The organism is Sphingomonas sp. Mn802worker (assembly GCF_000382485.1).
Taxonomy (GTDB): Bacteria; Pseudomonadota; Alphaproteobacteria; order Sphingomonadales; family Sphingomonadaceae; genus Sphingomonas.
Genome location: NZ_AORY01000001.1, coordinates 57283 through 73107 on the forward strand (window position 1 = coordinate 57283; position 15825 = coordinate 73107).

Consider the following 15825-nt stretch of genomic DNA (forward strand, 5'->3'; position numbering starts at 1 on the left):
GGGTGGGACCTCATTTTCAGCGGTTACGCACCGGCCACAGCCGTACGAACTGCCGCCACCGCCTCTGTGGCCTTCTCGGCGTCAGGTCCACCGCCTTGCGCCATATCGGGGCGACCGCCGCCACCCTGACCCCCAAGTGCCTGCACGCCAAGCTTCACCAGGTCGACAGCGTTGTAGCGCGGGATCAGGTCGGGCGTGACACCGACCGCAATCGTCGCCTTGCCGTCGTTTACCGCCACGATGGCAACGACGCCGGACCCGAGTTGCTGCCGCGCATCGTCGACCGCGCCGCGCAGCCCCTTTGCCTCGAAACCGTCGAGCACCTGCGCCACGAATGACACGTCCCCGACCATCTCGGGCCCGGCCGCGTCCTTGGCTCCACCGCCCAGCGCGAGCGCCTTCTTCGCCTCCGCGAGCTCACGCTCCAGCCGCCGCCGATCGTCTAGCAGCGCCCCCACCCGCGCGGGCACCTCGTCCGGCGTGGTACGAAGCGCCGCCGCCGCCTCACGCAACTTGTCGTCGCGCGATGCCAGATACTGACGCGCCGCTTCGCCCGTCAGCGCCTCGACCCGGCGCACGCCCGACGACACCGCGCTCTCACCGACGACCTTGAACAGGCCGATGTCGCCCAGGGCCTTCGCGTGCGTGCCGCCGCATAGCTCAATCGAATAGGTTTGCCCGTCGTCGGCGGTGCCCATCGACACGACCCGCACTTCGTCGCCGTACTTCTCACCGAACAAGGCCATCGCCCCCATCGCGATCGCCTCGTCAGGCGTCATCAGCCGGGTCTCGACGGCGCCATTGCCGCGAATCTGCGCGTTCACCGCAGCTTCGACATCGGCAAGCTCGGCGGAAGCCATCGCACTCGAATGTGACACGTCGAAGCGCAGCCGATCAGGCGCGACCAGACTCCCCTTTTGCGCGACATGCGTGCCGAGCCGGTTGCGCAACGCCTCGTGCAGCAGATGCGTCGCCGAATGATTGGCGCGGATCGCACCGCGGCGTGCGACATCGATCGCAAGCCGGAGGGTGTCGCCGACCTTCAACTCGCCCATATCGATGCGCGCGTGATGGACGAACAGCTTGCCCAGTTGCTTCGACGTGTCGGTAACCGTGACGGTCAACCCGCTTTCGCCCGACAGGACACCCGCATCGCCGACCTGTCCGCCGCTCTCGCCATAGAAAGGGGTCTGGTTGACGATGACGTCGACCTGCTCGCCCGCGCCAGCGTGCTCGACGCGCGCGCCATCCTTGACCAGCGCGAGTACCACGCCCTCTCCGCTGTCACTGCTATAACCGGTGAACTCGGTCGCACCGACTTCCTCGACCAGATCGAACCACAATTCATCCGACGCTTTCGCGCCCGAACCCTTCCAGGCGGCACGCGCAGCACGCTTCTGCTCCGCCATCGCGCTGTCGAACCCGGCACGATCGACCTGCAGCCCTTGTGCCCGAAGCGCGTCCTCGGTCAGGTCATAGGGAAAGCCAAAGGTGTCGTAGAGCTTGAACGCGGTCTCGCCCGCGAGCGTATCGCCCTCGCCCATCTCCGCGGTCGCCTCGTCGAGCAGCCGCAGTCCCTTGTCGAGCGTCTGGCGAAAGCGCGTTTCTTCTTGGCGTAAGGTGGCCTCGATCAGCGGCTGCGCCCGCACCAGCTCAGGGTACGCCGCACCCATTTCAGCGACCAAAGCAGGGACGAGCCGATGCATCAGCGGCTCTTTCGCACCCAGCAGATGCGCGTGGCGCATCGCGCGCCTCATGATCCGACGCAGCACATAGCCTCGCCCCTCGTTCGCCGGCAGCACGCCGTCAGCCACGAGGAAGCCCGAGCACCGCAGATGGTCGGCGATAACGCGGTGGCTCGCCTGATTGTCGCCAGTGGTGGCAGTGTGGGTCAGCGCACCAGACGCCTGGATCAGCGCCTTGAACGTGTCGGTGTCGTAATTGTCGCTGACCCCCTGCATCACCGCCGCGATGCGTTCCAGCCCCATGCCGGTGTCGATCGACGGCCGCGGCAGGTCGCCGACGATCTGGTCGGCCTCCTGCAGGTGCTGCATGAAGACGAGGTTCCAGATCTCGACGAACCGATCGCCGTCCTCGTCCGGACTTCCCGGCGGACCACCGGCGATATGCTCGCCATGATCGTAGAAGATCTCCGAGCACGGCCCGCATGGACCGTCCGATCCCATCGCCCAGAAATTGTCCTTGGTCGCGATGCGGATGATGCGATGATCGGGCAGCCCCGCGATCTTCTTCCAAAGGTCGAAAGCCTGATCGTCGGTGTGGTAGATGGTCGCGGTCAGCTTGTCCGCGGGCAGCCCCCACTCCTTCGTCAGCAGCGTCCAGGCGTGGGTGATCGCCTGTTCCTTGAAGTAGTCGCCGAACGAGAAATTGCCCAGCATCTCGAAGAAGGTGTGATGCCGCGCGGTATAGCCAACGTTGTCGAGGTCATTGTGCTTGCCGCCCGCGCGCACGCACTTCTGCGCGCTGGTCGCGGTCGAATAGGGGCGCGTCTCCAGCCCGGTGAACACGTTCTTGAACGGCACCATGCCCGCGTTGACGAACATCAGCGTCGGGTCGTTCTGCGGCACCAGCGGCGCGGACGGAACGATCTGATGGCCGTTGGCGCCGAAATAACCGAGGAAGCTGCGGCGGAGGTCGTTGGTCGAGGTCATGGCCAGCGACTTAATGGCGAGAATGCGCGCTGCCTAGCGCTTCCACGCGCAACGACCGGGGTCAGCGCGCCACGTTGCTTGCGGGCGTCAGCCCCATCGCGGCGGCGAGCGCCGCATGCCGTTTCGCCACCGCCTCGCCGTAGAGCGCATGGTCGGCCCGGTCGAGGTCGAGGCGCACCTTGCCCCCGTCAAGCGCCAGACGCGACCGACGCAGCGGGTCGGCGACCCCGGCGCTCAATCGCTGTCCCAGCCGGATTGCATGTCCCCAGATCGCGGCACGTCGAAGCGCTGCTTCTGACGCCAGGCGCGGCAGCACGTCCGGTCCGTTGATCGCACCGCCAAGCGCGGTCCACAACGCCTGCGCCAGCATCGCCCGCCCGCGGCCGTCGATGCCGACCCAATTGCCGTGCAGGGCGATCTCCAGCCCGCGCTCGGCGCGGAACTCCGGGTTTGCGCGCCAGCCGACGTCAGCCAGTTGGCAAGCCGCGTTGCGCAGGCGCGCCTCCGCCGGCTTGTCATCGGCGAACAGCGGCGCGATCCAGCGATCGAGCAGATCGCCGTGTTCGGGAAAGCGCCCGGCTAGCCGCGCCTCGTCGCGCGTGCCTGCGATCAGCGGATCGCGCGCGCGGTCGGGGGGGTCGAGTTCCTGGAACAACAATCCCTCGCGCAGGCCGAATGCCGACACGATCGTGCCGCTCGATTTCAGATGCTTCAGCAACACCGACAGCAGCGCCGCGGCATCGCTCAACGTCGGGATGCGCCCGCCCGACAGGCCCGGCACGTCCTTCAGCTGCGGCTTGCCGAGCTGCGAAAGCGTCCGGCGCAGGCTCGCGATCGTATCGCCCGACATGGCATATTGGTGGATGATCGGCAGCGGATAACGCGCGCGGTGCATCGCCAGCCGCGCCAGACCGCGCCACGATCCACCGACAAGGTAAAGGGGCAGGTTCTTGCCCGCGCCGACCCATCCGGCATCGCGCAGCATTGCCTCGACCGCGCGATCGAGCCGCCCGCGCGAGCGTAAAGGCGCCAGACGCAGCACGCCGAGCGGAAACGACGCCCGCTCGGTCAATTCTCCCTTGCGGACCCGCACCAACTCAAGGCTGCCACCGCCCAGATCACCGACGATGCCGTTCGCGCCCGGGATGCCGGACAGGACGCCGTATCCTGCCGCAGCGGCCTCGTCCTCGCCCGACAGGATCTCGACCGACAGACCCGCCTCGCTCGCCAGATCGATCAGCGCCGCGCCGTTGCTCGCATCGCGGACCGCCGCCGTCGCAACGGTGCGCACGCGCGAGACCTCCATCGCGGCTGCGAGCGCGGCGAAGCGGCGAAGCGCAGTTGCAGCCGCCGCCATCGCCTCTCGATCGATCGATCCGGTCGCGGCCAGACTACGCCCCAGGCCCGCGAGCACCTTTTCGTTGAACAACGTCGTCGGCAGCCGCGCCGGACCTTGGTAGACGACGAGGCGAATCGAGTTCGAGCCGATGTCGATGATCGCGGTCCGCGGCGGCTCGCTGCCGCGCTCCGCGCGATCGGTCACGAACGCCGCCGCAATTTGAGCGTCGGCACCTCGCCTCCTTCTTCCAGCGCAGCCCCGCGGCCTGATAGCGACGGGTTGGTCATGAAGTAGCGATGGAGGTTGAAGGGGCGGTCGCTGGTCTCGATCCGCGCGTAGCTGCCGTCGGCATCCAGTTCCCAGCTCTGCTCATTGTCGATCAGATTGGCGACCATTACCTGATCGAGCACCTGATCGTGCACCGTCTCATTTTCGATCGGCAGCAGATATTCGACGCGCCGGTCGAAGTTGCGCGGCATCCAGTCGGCCGACGAGATATACACACGCGCATCGTCGTTGGGCAGCGCGGCGCCGTCGCCGAATGCGGCGATCCGACTATGCTCGAGGAAACGCCCGACGATCGAATATACGCGGATGTTGTCGGACATGCCGACCACGCCGGGGCGCAGGCAGCAGATGCCGCGGATGATCAGGTCGATCTCTACCCCCGCGCCGCTCGCCTCATACAATTTCTCGATGATGGCCGGGTCGACGAGGCTGTTCATCTTGGCCCAGATCGATCCGACGCGCCCTTGCCGCGCATGCTCAATCTCGCGGTCGATGTCGGCGATCAGCCGATTGCGCAGCGATCGCGGGCTGAGCACCACCGCCTCCATCCCCTCGGGCTCGACATAACCGGTGATGTAGTTGAACATTCGCGCCGCATCGCGGCCAAGACGCGGGTCGGCGGTGAAGAAGCTCAAGTCGGTGTAGATGCGCGCGGTGACCGGGTGGTAGTTGCCGGTGCCGAAATGGCAATAGGTGCGGAATTGCGCGCCTTCACGCCTGACCACCATCGCGACCTTGGCATGCGTTTTCCAGTCGATGAAACCGTAGACGACCTGTACGCCCGCACGCTCCAGCGCGCTTGCCCATTGCAGGTTCTGCTCCTCATCAAATCGCGCCTTCAACTCGACCACTGCGGTCACCGACTTCCCCGCCTCGGCCGCGGCGATCAGCGCGTTGATGACCGCCGACTGCTTGCCCGCGCGGTACAGCGTCTGCTTGATCGCGACCACGTCAGGGTCGTTCGCCGCCTGTTTAAGGAAGGCAAGCACGACGTCGAACGTCTCGTATGGATGGTGGACGATGATGTCCTTGGCACGGATCGCGGCGAAGCAGTCGCCGCCGAACTCGCGGATTCGTTCTGGGAAACGCGGCGTGAACGGCGTGAATTTCAGGTCGGGTCGATCCTCCTCTGCCAACAGCGCAAGGTCGCCGATGCCGAGAAACGCCCCGCTCTCGGTCACCAGCGTGTCCGATCCGCCGAGCTCCTCGCGCAGCACCGACGCGAGCGTCTCGCTCATGCCGGTTTCCAGCTCCAGCCGAATGACGCGCCCGCGCCGACGCCGCTTGATCGCATTGGCGAAATAGCGGACGAGGTCCTCCGCCTCCTCCTCAATCTCGATATCGCTGTCGCGCAGCACGCGGAATTCCGCCGCGCCCAGCACGTCATAACCCGGAAACATCAGGTTGCTGAACCGCTTGAGCAGCGACTCGACCGCGATGTAGCGCGCACCCTCACCCGGCAAGCGGACAAGCCGCGGCATCGAATTGGGCAGCATGACCAACTCGCGAATCGGCTCCTTGTCCGATCGCCGAACCAGGTCGAACATCACCGCCATGCCCTTGTTCGGCAGGAACGGAAACGGATGCGCCGGATCGAGCGCCTGCGGCGTGATGACGGGGAACAGCTGTTCCTTGAAATGCGTCTCCAGCCACGCCTGCTCTTCGAGCCCTAGCGCGGTATCGATCGCGTGACTGCCGATCACGCGGATGCCGGTTTCCGCCAACGCGTAGCGGATGTCGCGCCACACCGATTGCTGGCTGACCATCAGCGCGTCCGCCTCGACCGTAATCGCGGCAAGTTGCTGCCCCGGCGTCAAACCGTCGGCCGAGCGCAATTCGACATCCTGCGACTGTTGCCCCTTCAGGCCGGCCACGCGCACCATGAAGAATTCGTCGAGGTTGTCGCCGGAGATGGCGAGGAAGCGCAGCCGTTCAAGCAGCGGATGCGCGGTGTTGCACGCCTCGTCGAGCACGCGGCGATTGAACGCCAGCCATGACAATTCACGATTGAAGTAGCGTTCGCCGGCTACCTTCTCGAAGGGATCGTCGTCGCGCTCGCGTTGAACGTGGGCGGGCCGGGTCATGGCGTGATCGAATCCTCAGAAGCGCCGAACAGCACGGACAGCAGGTCACGCGCGAGCGGAATGGTGACACGCCGACGCTCCGACCGCGCGGCTTGTTCCAGCCCATCGAGCATCTGCGCGACAGCCTGATGACGACGCGGCAATCGCGGCACCAGCCAGTCGACCAGATCGTCGCGTGCGTCGAGCCGTCGTCGTGCGAAGCCGCGCTCCAGAAGTGCACGCACCAGCGCCTCATCCGGCGCACCGATCTCCGCCACCGGACATGCCGCAAGGCGCGTGCGCAGATCGGGCAAGGTCACCAACCAAGCTGGCGTGCCCGCACGCACGACGAGGAGCAGCGGCGTGCCCGTTGCCTGTGCATCGTTCCAGGCATGGAAAAGCGCACGCTCGTCATGACGATCAGCATCATCGATCACGCGACCACCCGATTGCGCGGCGAATACCTGCGACAGCAAACTGCGCCCGGATGCCGTCGGACCCATCAGCAGCGCCGTTCTTACCGGCCAGTCATGCCATTGCTGCAACACCTGCACCGCATGCCGGTTCGACTCGGTCACCAGGAACTCGACGTCACCCGCTTCGTCCGGCCATGCGAGCGGGAGCGGGAACTGCTTTGCCGCAACCGAGCCCTCATTGTCGCGCGACCGCATTATCCAGCGAGCGCGTTGTCGGGCTGAAGGTCGGGCGGGAGCAGTTGCGGCGCACGCCGGATACGCAACGTCGTGCCGCCGCCGAACACCTGCCACCCACGCGCTTCGAGCCCGGCGCGCAAATTGGCCGGATCGCCCTCGAACGCGACCGTCATCAGCGACACGCCGCCAAGCGCAAGGCTGCTGGTGCTCGCGCTGCGTACGCCGGGTATGCCGCGGAGCGCAGCCTCTGTGTTCGTCACCGCGCCCGCATCGGGCGTCTCGACCTGCACGATCACGGTCGAGACCGGCAGCGCAGCGCCGGCGTCGGCGTCAAGCGAGGCATCGGTGACCTCCGCCGTGTCGGTCGCCACCACCGGTACGGGATGATTGAGCCCTGGATCGGCGCGCAGGTAACCGCCGCGCGATGCCGACTGGTAGATATCGTCCATCCGCTTCACACCCGCGTCGAGTAGCGCAGGCAGCGCCGACGCATTCTCCGCTTTCAGCGCGAAGCGCCCGAGCAGGCGATTGTCGGGACCGTGCCGCGCCTCGAACTCGCCGATCACGGGTCCGCCCGGCCATTGCCGCCTGAGTCGCACGACCGGGATCAGCACGTCGCTGCCGCCGTACAGGTCGAGCACCTTGCGCCACCAGCCGCGCGCCGGACGCTCGGTCTGCCCCACGTTAAGCAGCAAAGGGTCGGCCCCGTTTCCCGGCGGGCGAATATAGTCGATCTCGCTGGTGCTGGTGCGGAAACGCGCCCACGCTTCCTGCCATGCGGTGCGCTGCTCGAACACGCCGCCGACCCCGCCTGACCAGACCACCGGCACCACCACCAGCGGCGGAGAGCGGGTCATGTAGCTGCTGACGCCGAGCAGGCCCGCGGTTCGCGCACGATCGAACAGCACGCCCAATTGCGCGATGTAGCGGTTCGGCCCGATCTGCTCGTTGCCGACGACAATCGCAGTGACGAGCGAGTCGAGCGTGCCGTCGGGAACAAGGCCGCCGCCGCCACCCAGCCGTTGCGACAGCTGCACCCACGCCTTGCGCTGCGCCTCGCGCCAGCCCGCCAATCGTGCCGCCTGCGCGTTCGGCCCGGTCGTGTCGACGCTGACGCTGCCGACCTCGTAATCGTTCGAGCTGTCGACCGCCGCGACGCCGCGGTCGCCGCCCTCGATCTGTGCGAGCACTGCACCAGCGCCAAGCAGCGCGACACCACTAGCCGCGGCGATGGCGAGGAACGGACGGCTACGCATCGGCGCCTTTTGGCGAAGCGGGCGTGGAAATCCAAGCGCGTTGTGGCTAGGCGCTTCGGCCATGACCGACGAAACGACTGCCGATCGCTCCGCCGCGCCTGCGGGCGGCTATACCTACGCCGACGCGGGCGTCTCGATCTCGGCGGGCAATGCGCTCGTCCGCGCGATCGCGCCGCTCGCGCGCTCGACCCGGCGCAAGGGTGCGGACGCCGATCTCGGCGGCTTCGGTGGACTGTTTGATCTCAAGGCGGCGGGGTTCACCGATCCGCTGCTCGTCGCCGCGAACGACGGAGTCGGCACCAAGCTGAAGCTCGCGATCGAGCATGACCGGCACGAAGGCGTCGGGGTCGATCTCGTCGCGATGTGCGTCAACGACCTGATCGTGCAGGGTGCGGAGCCGCTGTTCTTTCTCGACTATTACGCCAGCGGCCGGCTCGATCAGGGTATCGCCGAGCGGGTGATCGCCTCGATCGCGGAAGGATGCCGACAGGCGGGCTGCGCACTGATCGGCGGCGAAACTGCCGAGATGCCGGGCATGTACGCCGACGGTGACTATGACCTCGCAGGCTTCTGCGTCGGCGCGGTGGAACGCGACCAGCTGCTCGACGGGCGCGACATCGCAGGTGGCGACGTGATCCTAGGACTGGCGTCGTCGGGCATCCATTCGAACGGTTATTCGCTGGTACGCCGGCTCGCCGCCGATCGTGGCTGGAAGCTCGATCGGCCTGCGATGTTCGACCAGGATCGCCTGTTGATTGACGCGCTGATGGCACCGACGCGCATCTACGTCGCCAGCCTGCTGCCGCTGTTGCGGGAGCGGCGGATCAAGGGAATGGCGCACATCACCGGCGGTGGATTGCTGGAGAACATCCCGCGCGTCCTGCCCGCGGGCACACACGCGCTGGTCGATGCCGATGCGTGGTCGCAGCCGAGATTGATGGCATTCCTGCAAGCGCAGGGCGCGATCGAACCGGAGGAAATGGCGCGCACGTTCAATTGTGGGATCGGCATGGCGGTGGTCGTCGATCCGGCAGAGGTCGAGGGCGTGACAAGCGCGCTAGAGGCCGCGGGCGAGACCGTGTTCCGTATCGGCGGCATCGAGGCGGGCGAGCGCGGCTGCACCGTCACCGGCAGCACGGAGACGTGGAGCGCGCGCGACGACTGGCGTGCGACGCACCACGCATGAACGCACCCGCCAAGATCGCCGTGCTGATCTCGGGTCGCGGCTCGAACATGCAGGCGCTCGCGCAGAATGCGGGCGACGATTACGAGATCGTCATGGTCGCATCGGATCGCCCGAGCGCACCGGGGCTCGCCTGGGCGATCGAGCACGGCCTGCCGACCTTCGCCCTGTCGCCGAAGGGGATCGGCAAGGCGGCGTTCGAGGACGTGCTTGACCACACGCTGCGCGATGCCGGCACGCAGTGGATCGCGCTCGCCGGCTATATGCGGCTGCTGTCGAATGCGTTTGTCGCACGCTGGCGCGGGCGGATCGTCAACATTCATCCGTCGTTGCTACCCAAGTACAAGGGTCTCGACACCCATGCGCGTGCGATCGCAGCCCGTGATTTAATGGCGGGTTGCTCGGTCCACGTCGTGACCGAGGAACTGGACGCGGGCGAAGTGCTGGGTCAGCAAGAAGTGGCGATACTGCCGGACGACACACCCGACACGCTTGCCGAGCGCGTGCTTGCGGCGGAACATCAGCTCTATCCCGCCGTGTTGAAGGAGTTCGTGCGCCGATGACCAACCCGCAGACCGATCCGCTCGAACGCGTCCGCGAGATCGCGCTGCTGCTACCTGACACGCAGGAGCGCAACAGCCACGGACAGGCCACCTTTTTCGTCGACGGCAGGCAATTTGCGCAGCTACGCCACGATCATCACGACGACGGGCGGACCGTCGTGTGCGTGCGTACCAGCGGCGGCGACGAACAGATGATGCTGATCGAGGCAGCGCCGCACGTCTATCGCAAGCCCGCCTATCTCGGCGCGTCGGGCTGGGTCAGCATCGACCTGACCGGCGATCCCGACTGGACGCTGGTCGAGGATCGTATCGCCCGCAGCTGGGAGCTAAGCACACCGGTCGCTCTACTTGAAGCAGGCGGGCGCTAGGCTCCGCGACCCGTCAAAGGTCGCGCGCGAAGACCAGATCGTCGTGCCACGTCGCCCCGACAAGAAAGCGCCGCTCGCCGATCACCGACATACCTTGCTTGGTGTAAAAACGATGTGCCCGCGCGTTGCCGCCATACACACCCAGCAGCAATCGCTTGTGCCCCATCGCGCGTGCATCCTCGACTGCGCGCTGCATCAACGCCGGCCCCAGTCCCTGCCCGTGTGTGGGTGTGAGCGCGTAGATGCGCTTCAGCTCCACATCGCTTGGCTTCGGCTCAATCGGCAGGTCCGGCGTGGTCAGCAGCGTGTAGCCGAGCGGAGCGGCGCCTTGTCGGGCCTCGGCCAGCGTCGCCACCGCGCCTTGACCAAGGTAGCGCGTGAATGCATCGGCGCTGCTGTTGCGTGCGACGTGCGCGAGGATGTCCACGCCGTCGAGGACGCCCGCGAACGCCTCAAGAAAGGTCGCGCCCGCGACGAGCGAGAGGATCGCGGCATCAGCCGCGCTCGCGCGTCGCAGGCGCCACTCCATCAGCCGACGATCTCTTCCGGCTTGAAGAAATAGGCGATCTCGACCTCGGCATTCTCGTCCGAGTCAGAGCCGTGCACGGTGTTCGCCTCGATCGACTCGGCCAGTTCCTTGCGGATCGTGCCGGCGTCGGCGTTCGCCGGGTTGGTCGCGCCCATGATGTCGCGGTTGCGCTGCATCGCGTTCTCGCCCTCGAGCACCTGCACGACGACCGGACCCGAGATCATGAACTCGACCAGATCGTTGAAGAACGGACGCTCCTTGTGCACCGCGTAGAAGCCTTCGGCCTGGTCGCGGGTCATGTGGATGCGCTTAGACGCGACGATGCGCAGGCCGGCATCCTCCAGCATCTTGGTGACCGCGCCGGTCAGGTTGCGACGCGTCGCGTCGGGCTTGATGATCGAGAAGGTACGGTTCGCGGCCATAAACGGTCACGGCTCCTGCAAAACAGAGGTGATTAAAGTGCGCGTCCCCTAGTCGGGGGATGGCAGTGGCGCAAGCAGGCTCACGCCTGCTCAACCGACCTGTTGCCAGCGTCCCGCGTCAGACTGCTTCCAGTAACGCCGCTCCACCCGCTCGCGCGACGCCAGCGCCTTCCACGCCACACGGGCATCGGCGATGCGATCTTCGTCGAAGAAGTGGAACGCACGATCGAACGACAACGCCGCGTCGCGCCACTCTCCATCGGCAAGCGCAACGTTGCGGGCCTCGTTCGCTGCCTCGACCGCGCCCGCGATCAGCACCGGTTGGTGCGCGTCCTGCTCGCCGCCCACCACTCCATGCGGCAGGAAACTGTCAGGCGCGTACGACCACAAGGCCTTGTCGAGCGCCGCGCGACGTGTCGGATCGCCCTCCACCACCAGCAACCGTCCTCCCTCGGCGAGGACGCGCTCCGCAATCCGCGGCAGCACCCGCTCGAGCGGACTGGTGGTCAGGTGGTAGAAGTCGACCTTCACGTCGCGCGCGTCCCGCCTCAGCCCTCCAGATGGTCGGCGACGAAGCGGTCAAGCACGCGTACGCCGTAGCCGGTCGCGCCCTTCGCCCAGGTGGCGCCGTCCTTCTCCGACCAGACCATGCCGGCGATGTCGAGGTGCGCCCACTTCACGCCTTCGTCGACGAAGCGCTTGATGAACTGCGCCGCGGTGATCGAGCCGCCGCCGCGCGGGCCGACGTTCTTCATGTCTGCGATCGCCGAGTCGATCAGCTTGTCGTAGCCGTCCGACAACGGGAAGCGCCACAACATGTCGCCGCTCGCGCGCCCTGCCGCGAGGATTTGCTCGGCCAGTGCATCGTCGTTCGAGAACAGCCCGCCCATCTCGTTCCCCAGGCTGACGATCATCGCGCCGGTCAGCGTGGCCAGGTCGATGATCCGCGCCGGCTTGTGCTCGCGCTGCACCCAGGTAATCGCGTCGCACAGCACCAGCCGCCCTTCGGCGTCGGTGTTGATGACCTCGATCGTCTGCCCCGACATCGAGGTGACGACGTCACCGGGCCGCTGCGCGTTGCCGTCGGGCATGTTCTCGACCAACCCCATCACGCCGATCACGTTTGCGCGGGCTTGGCGCGCCGCGAGGCTGAGCATCGCCCCCGCGACCGCACCGGCACCGCCCATGTCCCACTTCATGTCCTCCATGCCGGCCGCGGGCTTGATCGAGATGCCGCCGGTGTCGAACGTCACGCCCTTGCCGACCAGCGCCGTAAGCGGTGCATCGCCGCCGCCGTTCCACTTCAGCGCCAGGATGCGCGCTTCGCGCCGCGATCCCTGACTGACGCCGAGCAGCGCCCCCATGCCAAGCTCGCCCATCTGAGCCTCGTCGAGCACGGTCACCTCGAGCCCGAGCCCATCGACCGCCGCCGTTACGCGCTCAACGAAGCTCTCGGGGTAGAGGATGTTCGGCGGCAGCGTCGCCAACGTGCGGGCTAGTCCCAGACCACGTGTCACCGCATCGCGCTTCGCCCAAGCGGCGGCGACATCGACCGCATCGCTGACGACCACCAGTTCTTCCAGCGTCGGCTTCTGCTTGGCCGGCATCGTGGTGCGATATTCGTCAAAGCGCCAGCTGCGCTGCGCCGCGCCGGTCGCGAACCGCGTCGCGCAGGCCGCGTCCGCGCCCGACAGGTCGGCCACCACGGTTGCAGCGCCGGCAGTCAGTAGCTTGGCCGCGATCGCGCCGCCGGCACGCTCATAGGCCGCATCGTCGCCAGCGCCGACACCCAGCAGGATGACGCGCTGCACGTCACCGCCGACAGGAAGGAACAGCTCTGCACTCGTTCCTGCCTCGCCCTCGAAACGCTGTCCCGAAATGGCGCCCGCGACAAGCGACTGATGGTCGGCGGTAATGCCGACCGGCTCCGCGCCCTTGCGGACAGCGAGCGCGAGCACGGCGGCGTCGGTCGGGCGAGTGGCGGCGAACGTAATCTTGATGGACAAAGCGGTTTCCTTACTCTCTGCCCTGCCTGATAGGGCGGCAGGCCCGCGCTGGCAAAGCGTTGCAGCAACGCGCGGGCGATGCGATAGGGCGCATATGCAGCGCCGTGCTCTTCCGGCCGCTCGCGAGCGATAAGTTGACGGGAGCAACGTGACGCGTTCTGATTTCCTCGCCGGGTGCGTGCTGCCGATTGCTGCCCTGACCACCGGGCTTTGCGCCACACCGGGCGCGGCGCAGTCGCTGGCGGATCGGGCGCCGACGCCTGATCCGGCGCTCAGCGTCCCTGCAGACACGACCGCGGCCGCGCCGGTCGCGGGCGACGATCAGGTACAGTTCAGCTCGTCGTCGCTCGAATACGATTACAACGCCGACATCGTCACCGCGCTTGGTGACGTGCGGATGACGCGAAACGGCGAGAAGCTGCGCGCCGAGAAGGTCGTGTGGAATCGAAAGACCGGCCGCGTTGTCGCAAACGGGAACGTCGCCGTTACCAATCCCAAGGGCGATGTGGCTTATGGCGACTCGATCGACCTGACCGACTCGCTCAAGGACGGGGTGATCGATAACCTGCTCGTCGTGCTTGAACGCGGCGGGCGGCTTGCCGCGGTCGACGGGCGTCGCGACGAGAACGGCACCTATTTCCTCAACAAGGCGGCTTATTCGCCCTGCCCGGTCACCGACGCGAACGGCTGCCCCAAGGAGCCGACGTGGAAGATCACGGCGGTGCGCGTCACCTACCGCCCCGATCAGGACCGCGTCTTCTTCGAGGGCGGCCGGTTCAACTTGTTCGGGCTCGCCAGTCCGCGGCTGCCGCGTTTCTCGACCGGCACGGCCGACTCGAACAGCACCGGGCTGCTGACGCCCGGCATCGGGATCGACCGGCTGAACGGCGGCGAGTTGACGCTGCCCTTCAACATCGCGCTGGCGCAGAACCGGTCGCTGGTGGTTACGCCGCACATCTTCACGCGCGTCTTGCCGCTGCTGGAGACGCATTACAGCGAGATAAACACGCTGGGCACCTTCTCAATCGCCGCCTATGCCACCTCAAGCCGGCGCAGCGAGGATTTGTCGACGGGCTTCACCACGGCGACCGAGCGTGCGTTCCGCGGCTATCTCGACGGCACGATGAAGTTCCAGTTCACGCCCGAATGGAGCCTGTCGGGATCGCTGCGGCTGGCGACCGATCGCACCTTCACGCGCCGCTATGACATTTCGGACGACGATCGTCTGCGCAGCACCTTTGCGCTCGAGCATATTGATGCGAACAGTTATTTCGCGATCAGCGGCTGGGCGACGCAGACCTTGCGGGTCGGCGATCTCCAATCGATGCAGCCGGTGGCGCTGCCGGAGATCGACTACCGCCGCCGCGTGCAGGACGTTGCCGGAGGCGTGTTGTCGCTTCAGGCGAACACCCTCGCGATCGGCCGGCAGGCTGGTCAGGATACGCAGCGGGCGTTCGCCAGCGCTGAATGGGACCTGCGTCGCCTGACCAACTGGGGTCAGGAGGTGGCGCTGACCGCTTTTGCGCGTGCCGATGCCTATAACACCAGCGATGCCGCGGCGACGCTGGTGCCGAGCTACCGTGGGCTCGACGGGTTCCAGACTCGCGCGATCGGTGCCGCGGCGATCGATGTCAAATGGCCGTTCATCGGCGAACTGTTCGGCGGCACGCAGCGCTGGACGCCGCGGGTGCAGATCGTTGCCTCCCCCCACGTCGCCAATCTGCGCGTGCCGAACGAGGATTCGCGCGCGGTCGACCTAGAGGACTCGAACCTCTTCGCGCTTAACCGCTTTCCCGGCTACGACCGTTGGGAAGATTCGTCGCGCATCACCTATGGCGGCGAATGGGCGTTCGATCGCAGCGGGCTGTCGATCGATGCCACACTCGGCCAGAGTTACCGGCTGGATGATCGACCCGCGATCCTGCCGAGCGGCACCGGTTTGTCGGATCGCTTCTCCGACATCGTCGGGCGCGTGAACGTGCGGGTGCGCGACATCGTCACCTTCACGCATCGCTTCCGCCTCGACAAGGACGATCTACAGATCCGCCGAAATGAGATCGACGCGACGGTCGGTTCCTACACGACCTACGCGACCGTCGGTTATCTCAGGCTGAACCGCGACATCGACCCGTTGGTCGGCTTGCAGGATCGCGAGGAAATCCGCCTCGCCGGCCGGGCCGCATTTGCGCGTTTCTGGTCGGTGTTCGGCTCGGCCGTCGTCGACCTGACTAATCGTGACGAGGACGTGCTCTCGTCCAGCAGCGGCTTTGATCCGGTGCGTCACCGGCTCGGTGTCGCATATGAGGATGATTGCCTCGAACTGGGGCTCACCTGGCGCCGCGATTACCGCACGACGGGCGATATCCGCGCCGGCAACAGCTACCTGTTGACGCTGGCGTTCAAGGGGCTCGGACGCTAAGCCGGGGTTCAGCAAGGCCGGGGCATGGCTGCGGCGGGGTCGTGCGCGACCGTCATGGGAATTT

13 protein-coding genes are annotated in these 15825 nt (G+C 66.6%); 4 read left to right on the forward strand and 9 right to left on the reverse strand.

Features of this window, described 5'->3' with window-relative positions; genetic code table 11:
* Positions 1–23: 23 nt before the first annotated feature.
* The 5 genes from alaS to SMN802W_RS0100315 all read right to left on the reverse strand — a co-directional run bounded on the left by alaS (position 24) and on the right by SMN802W_RS0100315 (position 8271).
* Positions 24–2672 carry an alanine--tRNA ligase gene (gene alaS / locus SMN802W_RS0100295; protein WP_019514879.1) on the reverse strand — a complete coding sequence of 883 codons (2649 nt, stop codon included), beginning with the start codon at positions 2670–2672 and terminating at the stop codon, positions 24–26.
* Positions 2673–2733: 61 nt separating this feature from the next.
* Positions 2734–4215: a Ppx/GppA family phosphatase gene (locus SMN802W_RS0100300; protein WP_019514880.1), complete on the reverse strand. Its 1482-nt coding sequence runs from the start codon at positions 4213–4215 to the stop codon at positions 2734–2736.
* Positions 4212–6383, reverse strand: a complete 2172-nt coding sequence (locus SMN802W_RS0100305; RefSeq protein ID WP_019514881.1) for an RNA degradosome polyphosphate kinase — start codon at positions 6381–6383, stop codon at positions 4212–4214. Before SMN802W_RS0100305 ends, SMN802W_RS0100300 begins: the two co-directional genes overlap by 4 nt.
* Positions 6380–7033, reverse strand: a complete 654-nt coding sequence (locus SMN802W_RS0100310) for an HdaA/DnaA family protein (protein WP_019514882.1) — start codon at positions 7031–7033, stop codon at positions 6380–6382. Before SMN802W_RS0100310 ends, SMN802W_RS0100305 begins: the two co-directional genes overlap by 4 nt.
* Positions 7033–8271 carry a hypothetical protein gene (locus SMN802W_RS0100315; RefSeq protein WP_026325579.1) on the reverse strand — a complete coding sequence of 413 codons (1239 nt, stop codon included), beginning with the start codon at positions 8269–8271 and terminating at the stop codon, positions 7033–7035. The genes SMN802W_RS0100310 and SMN802W_RS0100315 overlap by 1 nt, the downstream gene beginning before the upstream one ends.
* A gap of 61 nt (positions 8272–8332) precedes the next feature.
* Between SMN802W_RS0100315 and purM the strand changes: the two genes are divergently transcribed.
* Genes purM through SMN802W_RS0100330 form a run of 3 tightly spaced genes read left to right on the forward strand, consistent with a single transcriptional unit; the run spans position 8333 to position 10385 of the window.
* Positions 8333–9457 (forward strand): phosphoribosylformylglycinamidine cyclo-ligase, encoded by a 1125-nt coding sequence (gene purM, locus SMN802W_RS0100320; protein WP_019514884.1) that lies wholly within the window; start codon positions 8333–8335, stop codon positions 9455–9457.
* Entirely contained in the window at positions 9454–10017 is a 564-nt protein-coding gene (purN, locus tag SMN802W_RS0100325) for a phosphoribosylglycinamide formyltransferase (RefSeq protein ID WP_019514885.1), read from the forward strand. Before purM ends, purN begins: the two co-directional genes overlap by 4 nt.
* A complete protein-coding gene (locus SMN802W_RS0100330) occupies positions 10014–10385 on the forward strand; it encodes an MmcQ/YjbR family DNA-binding protein (RefSeq protein WP_019514886.1) in 372 nt (123 codons plus the stop codon). The genes purN and SMN802W_RS0100330 overlap by 4 nt, the downstream gene beginning before the upstream one ends.
* Before the next feature lie 13 nt (positions 10386–10398).
* Here SMN802W_RS0100330 and SMN802W_RS0100335 read toward each other — a convergent pair whose 3' ends face one another.
* From SMN802W_RS0100335 to SMN802W_RS0100350, 4 genes are all read right to left on the reverse strand, one after another.
* Positions 10399–10914: a GNAT family N-acetyltransferase gene (locus SMN802W_RS0100335; protein ID WP_019514887.1), complete on the reverse strand. Its 516-nt coding sequence runs from the start codon at positions 10912–10914 to the stop codon at positions 10399–10401.
* Entirely contained in the window at positions 10914–11336 is a 423-nt protein-coding gene (ndk, locus tag SMN802W_RS0100340) for a nucleoside-diphosphate kinase (RefSeq protein WP_019514888.1), read from the reverse strand. The genes SMN802W_RS0100335 and ndk overlap by 1 nt, the downstream gene beginning before the upstream one ends.
* Before the next feature lie 90 nt (positions 11337–11426).
* On the reverse strand, positions 11427–11867 hold the full coding sequence (locus SMN802W_RS0100345) for a DNA polymerase III subunit chi (RefSeq protein ID WP_019514889.1): 441 nt from the start codon (positions 11865–11867) through the stop codon (positions 11427–11429).
* A gap of 17 nt (positions 11868–11884) precedes the next feature.
* Entirely contained in the window at positions 11885–13336 is a 1452-nt protein-coding gene (locus SMN802W_RS0100350) for a leucyl aminopeptidase (RefSeq protein WP_026325580.1), read from the reverse strand.
* A gap of 154 nt (positions 13337–13490) precedes the next feature.
* Here SMN802W_RS0100350 and SMN802W_RS0100355 point away from each other — a divergent pair, with 154 nt between their 5' ends.
* Positions 13491–15761 (forward strand): LPS-assembly protein LptD, encoded by a 2271-nt coding sequence (locus tag SMN802W_RS0100355; protein ID WP_083925504.1) that lies wholly within the window; start codon positions 13491–13493, stop codon positions 15759–15761.
* Positions 15762–15825 lie beyond the last annotated feature (64 nt).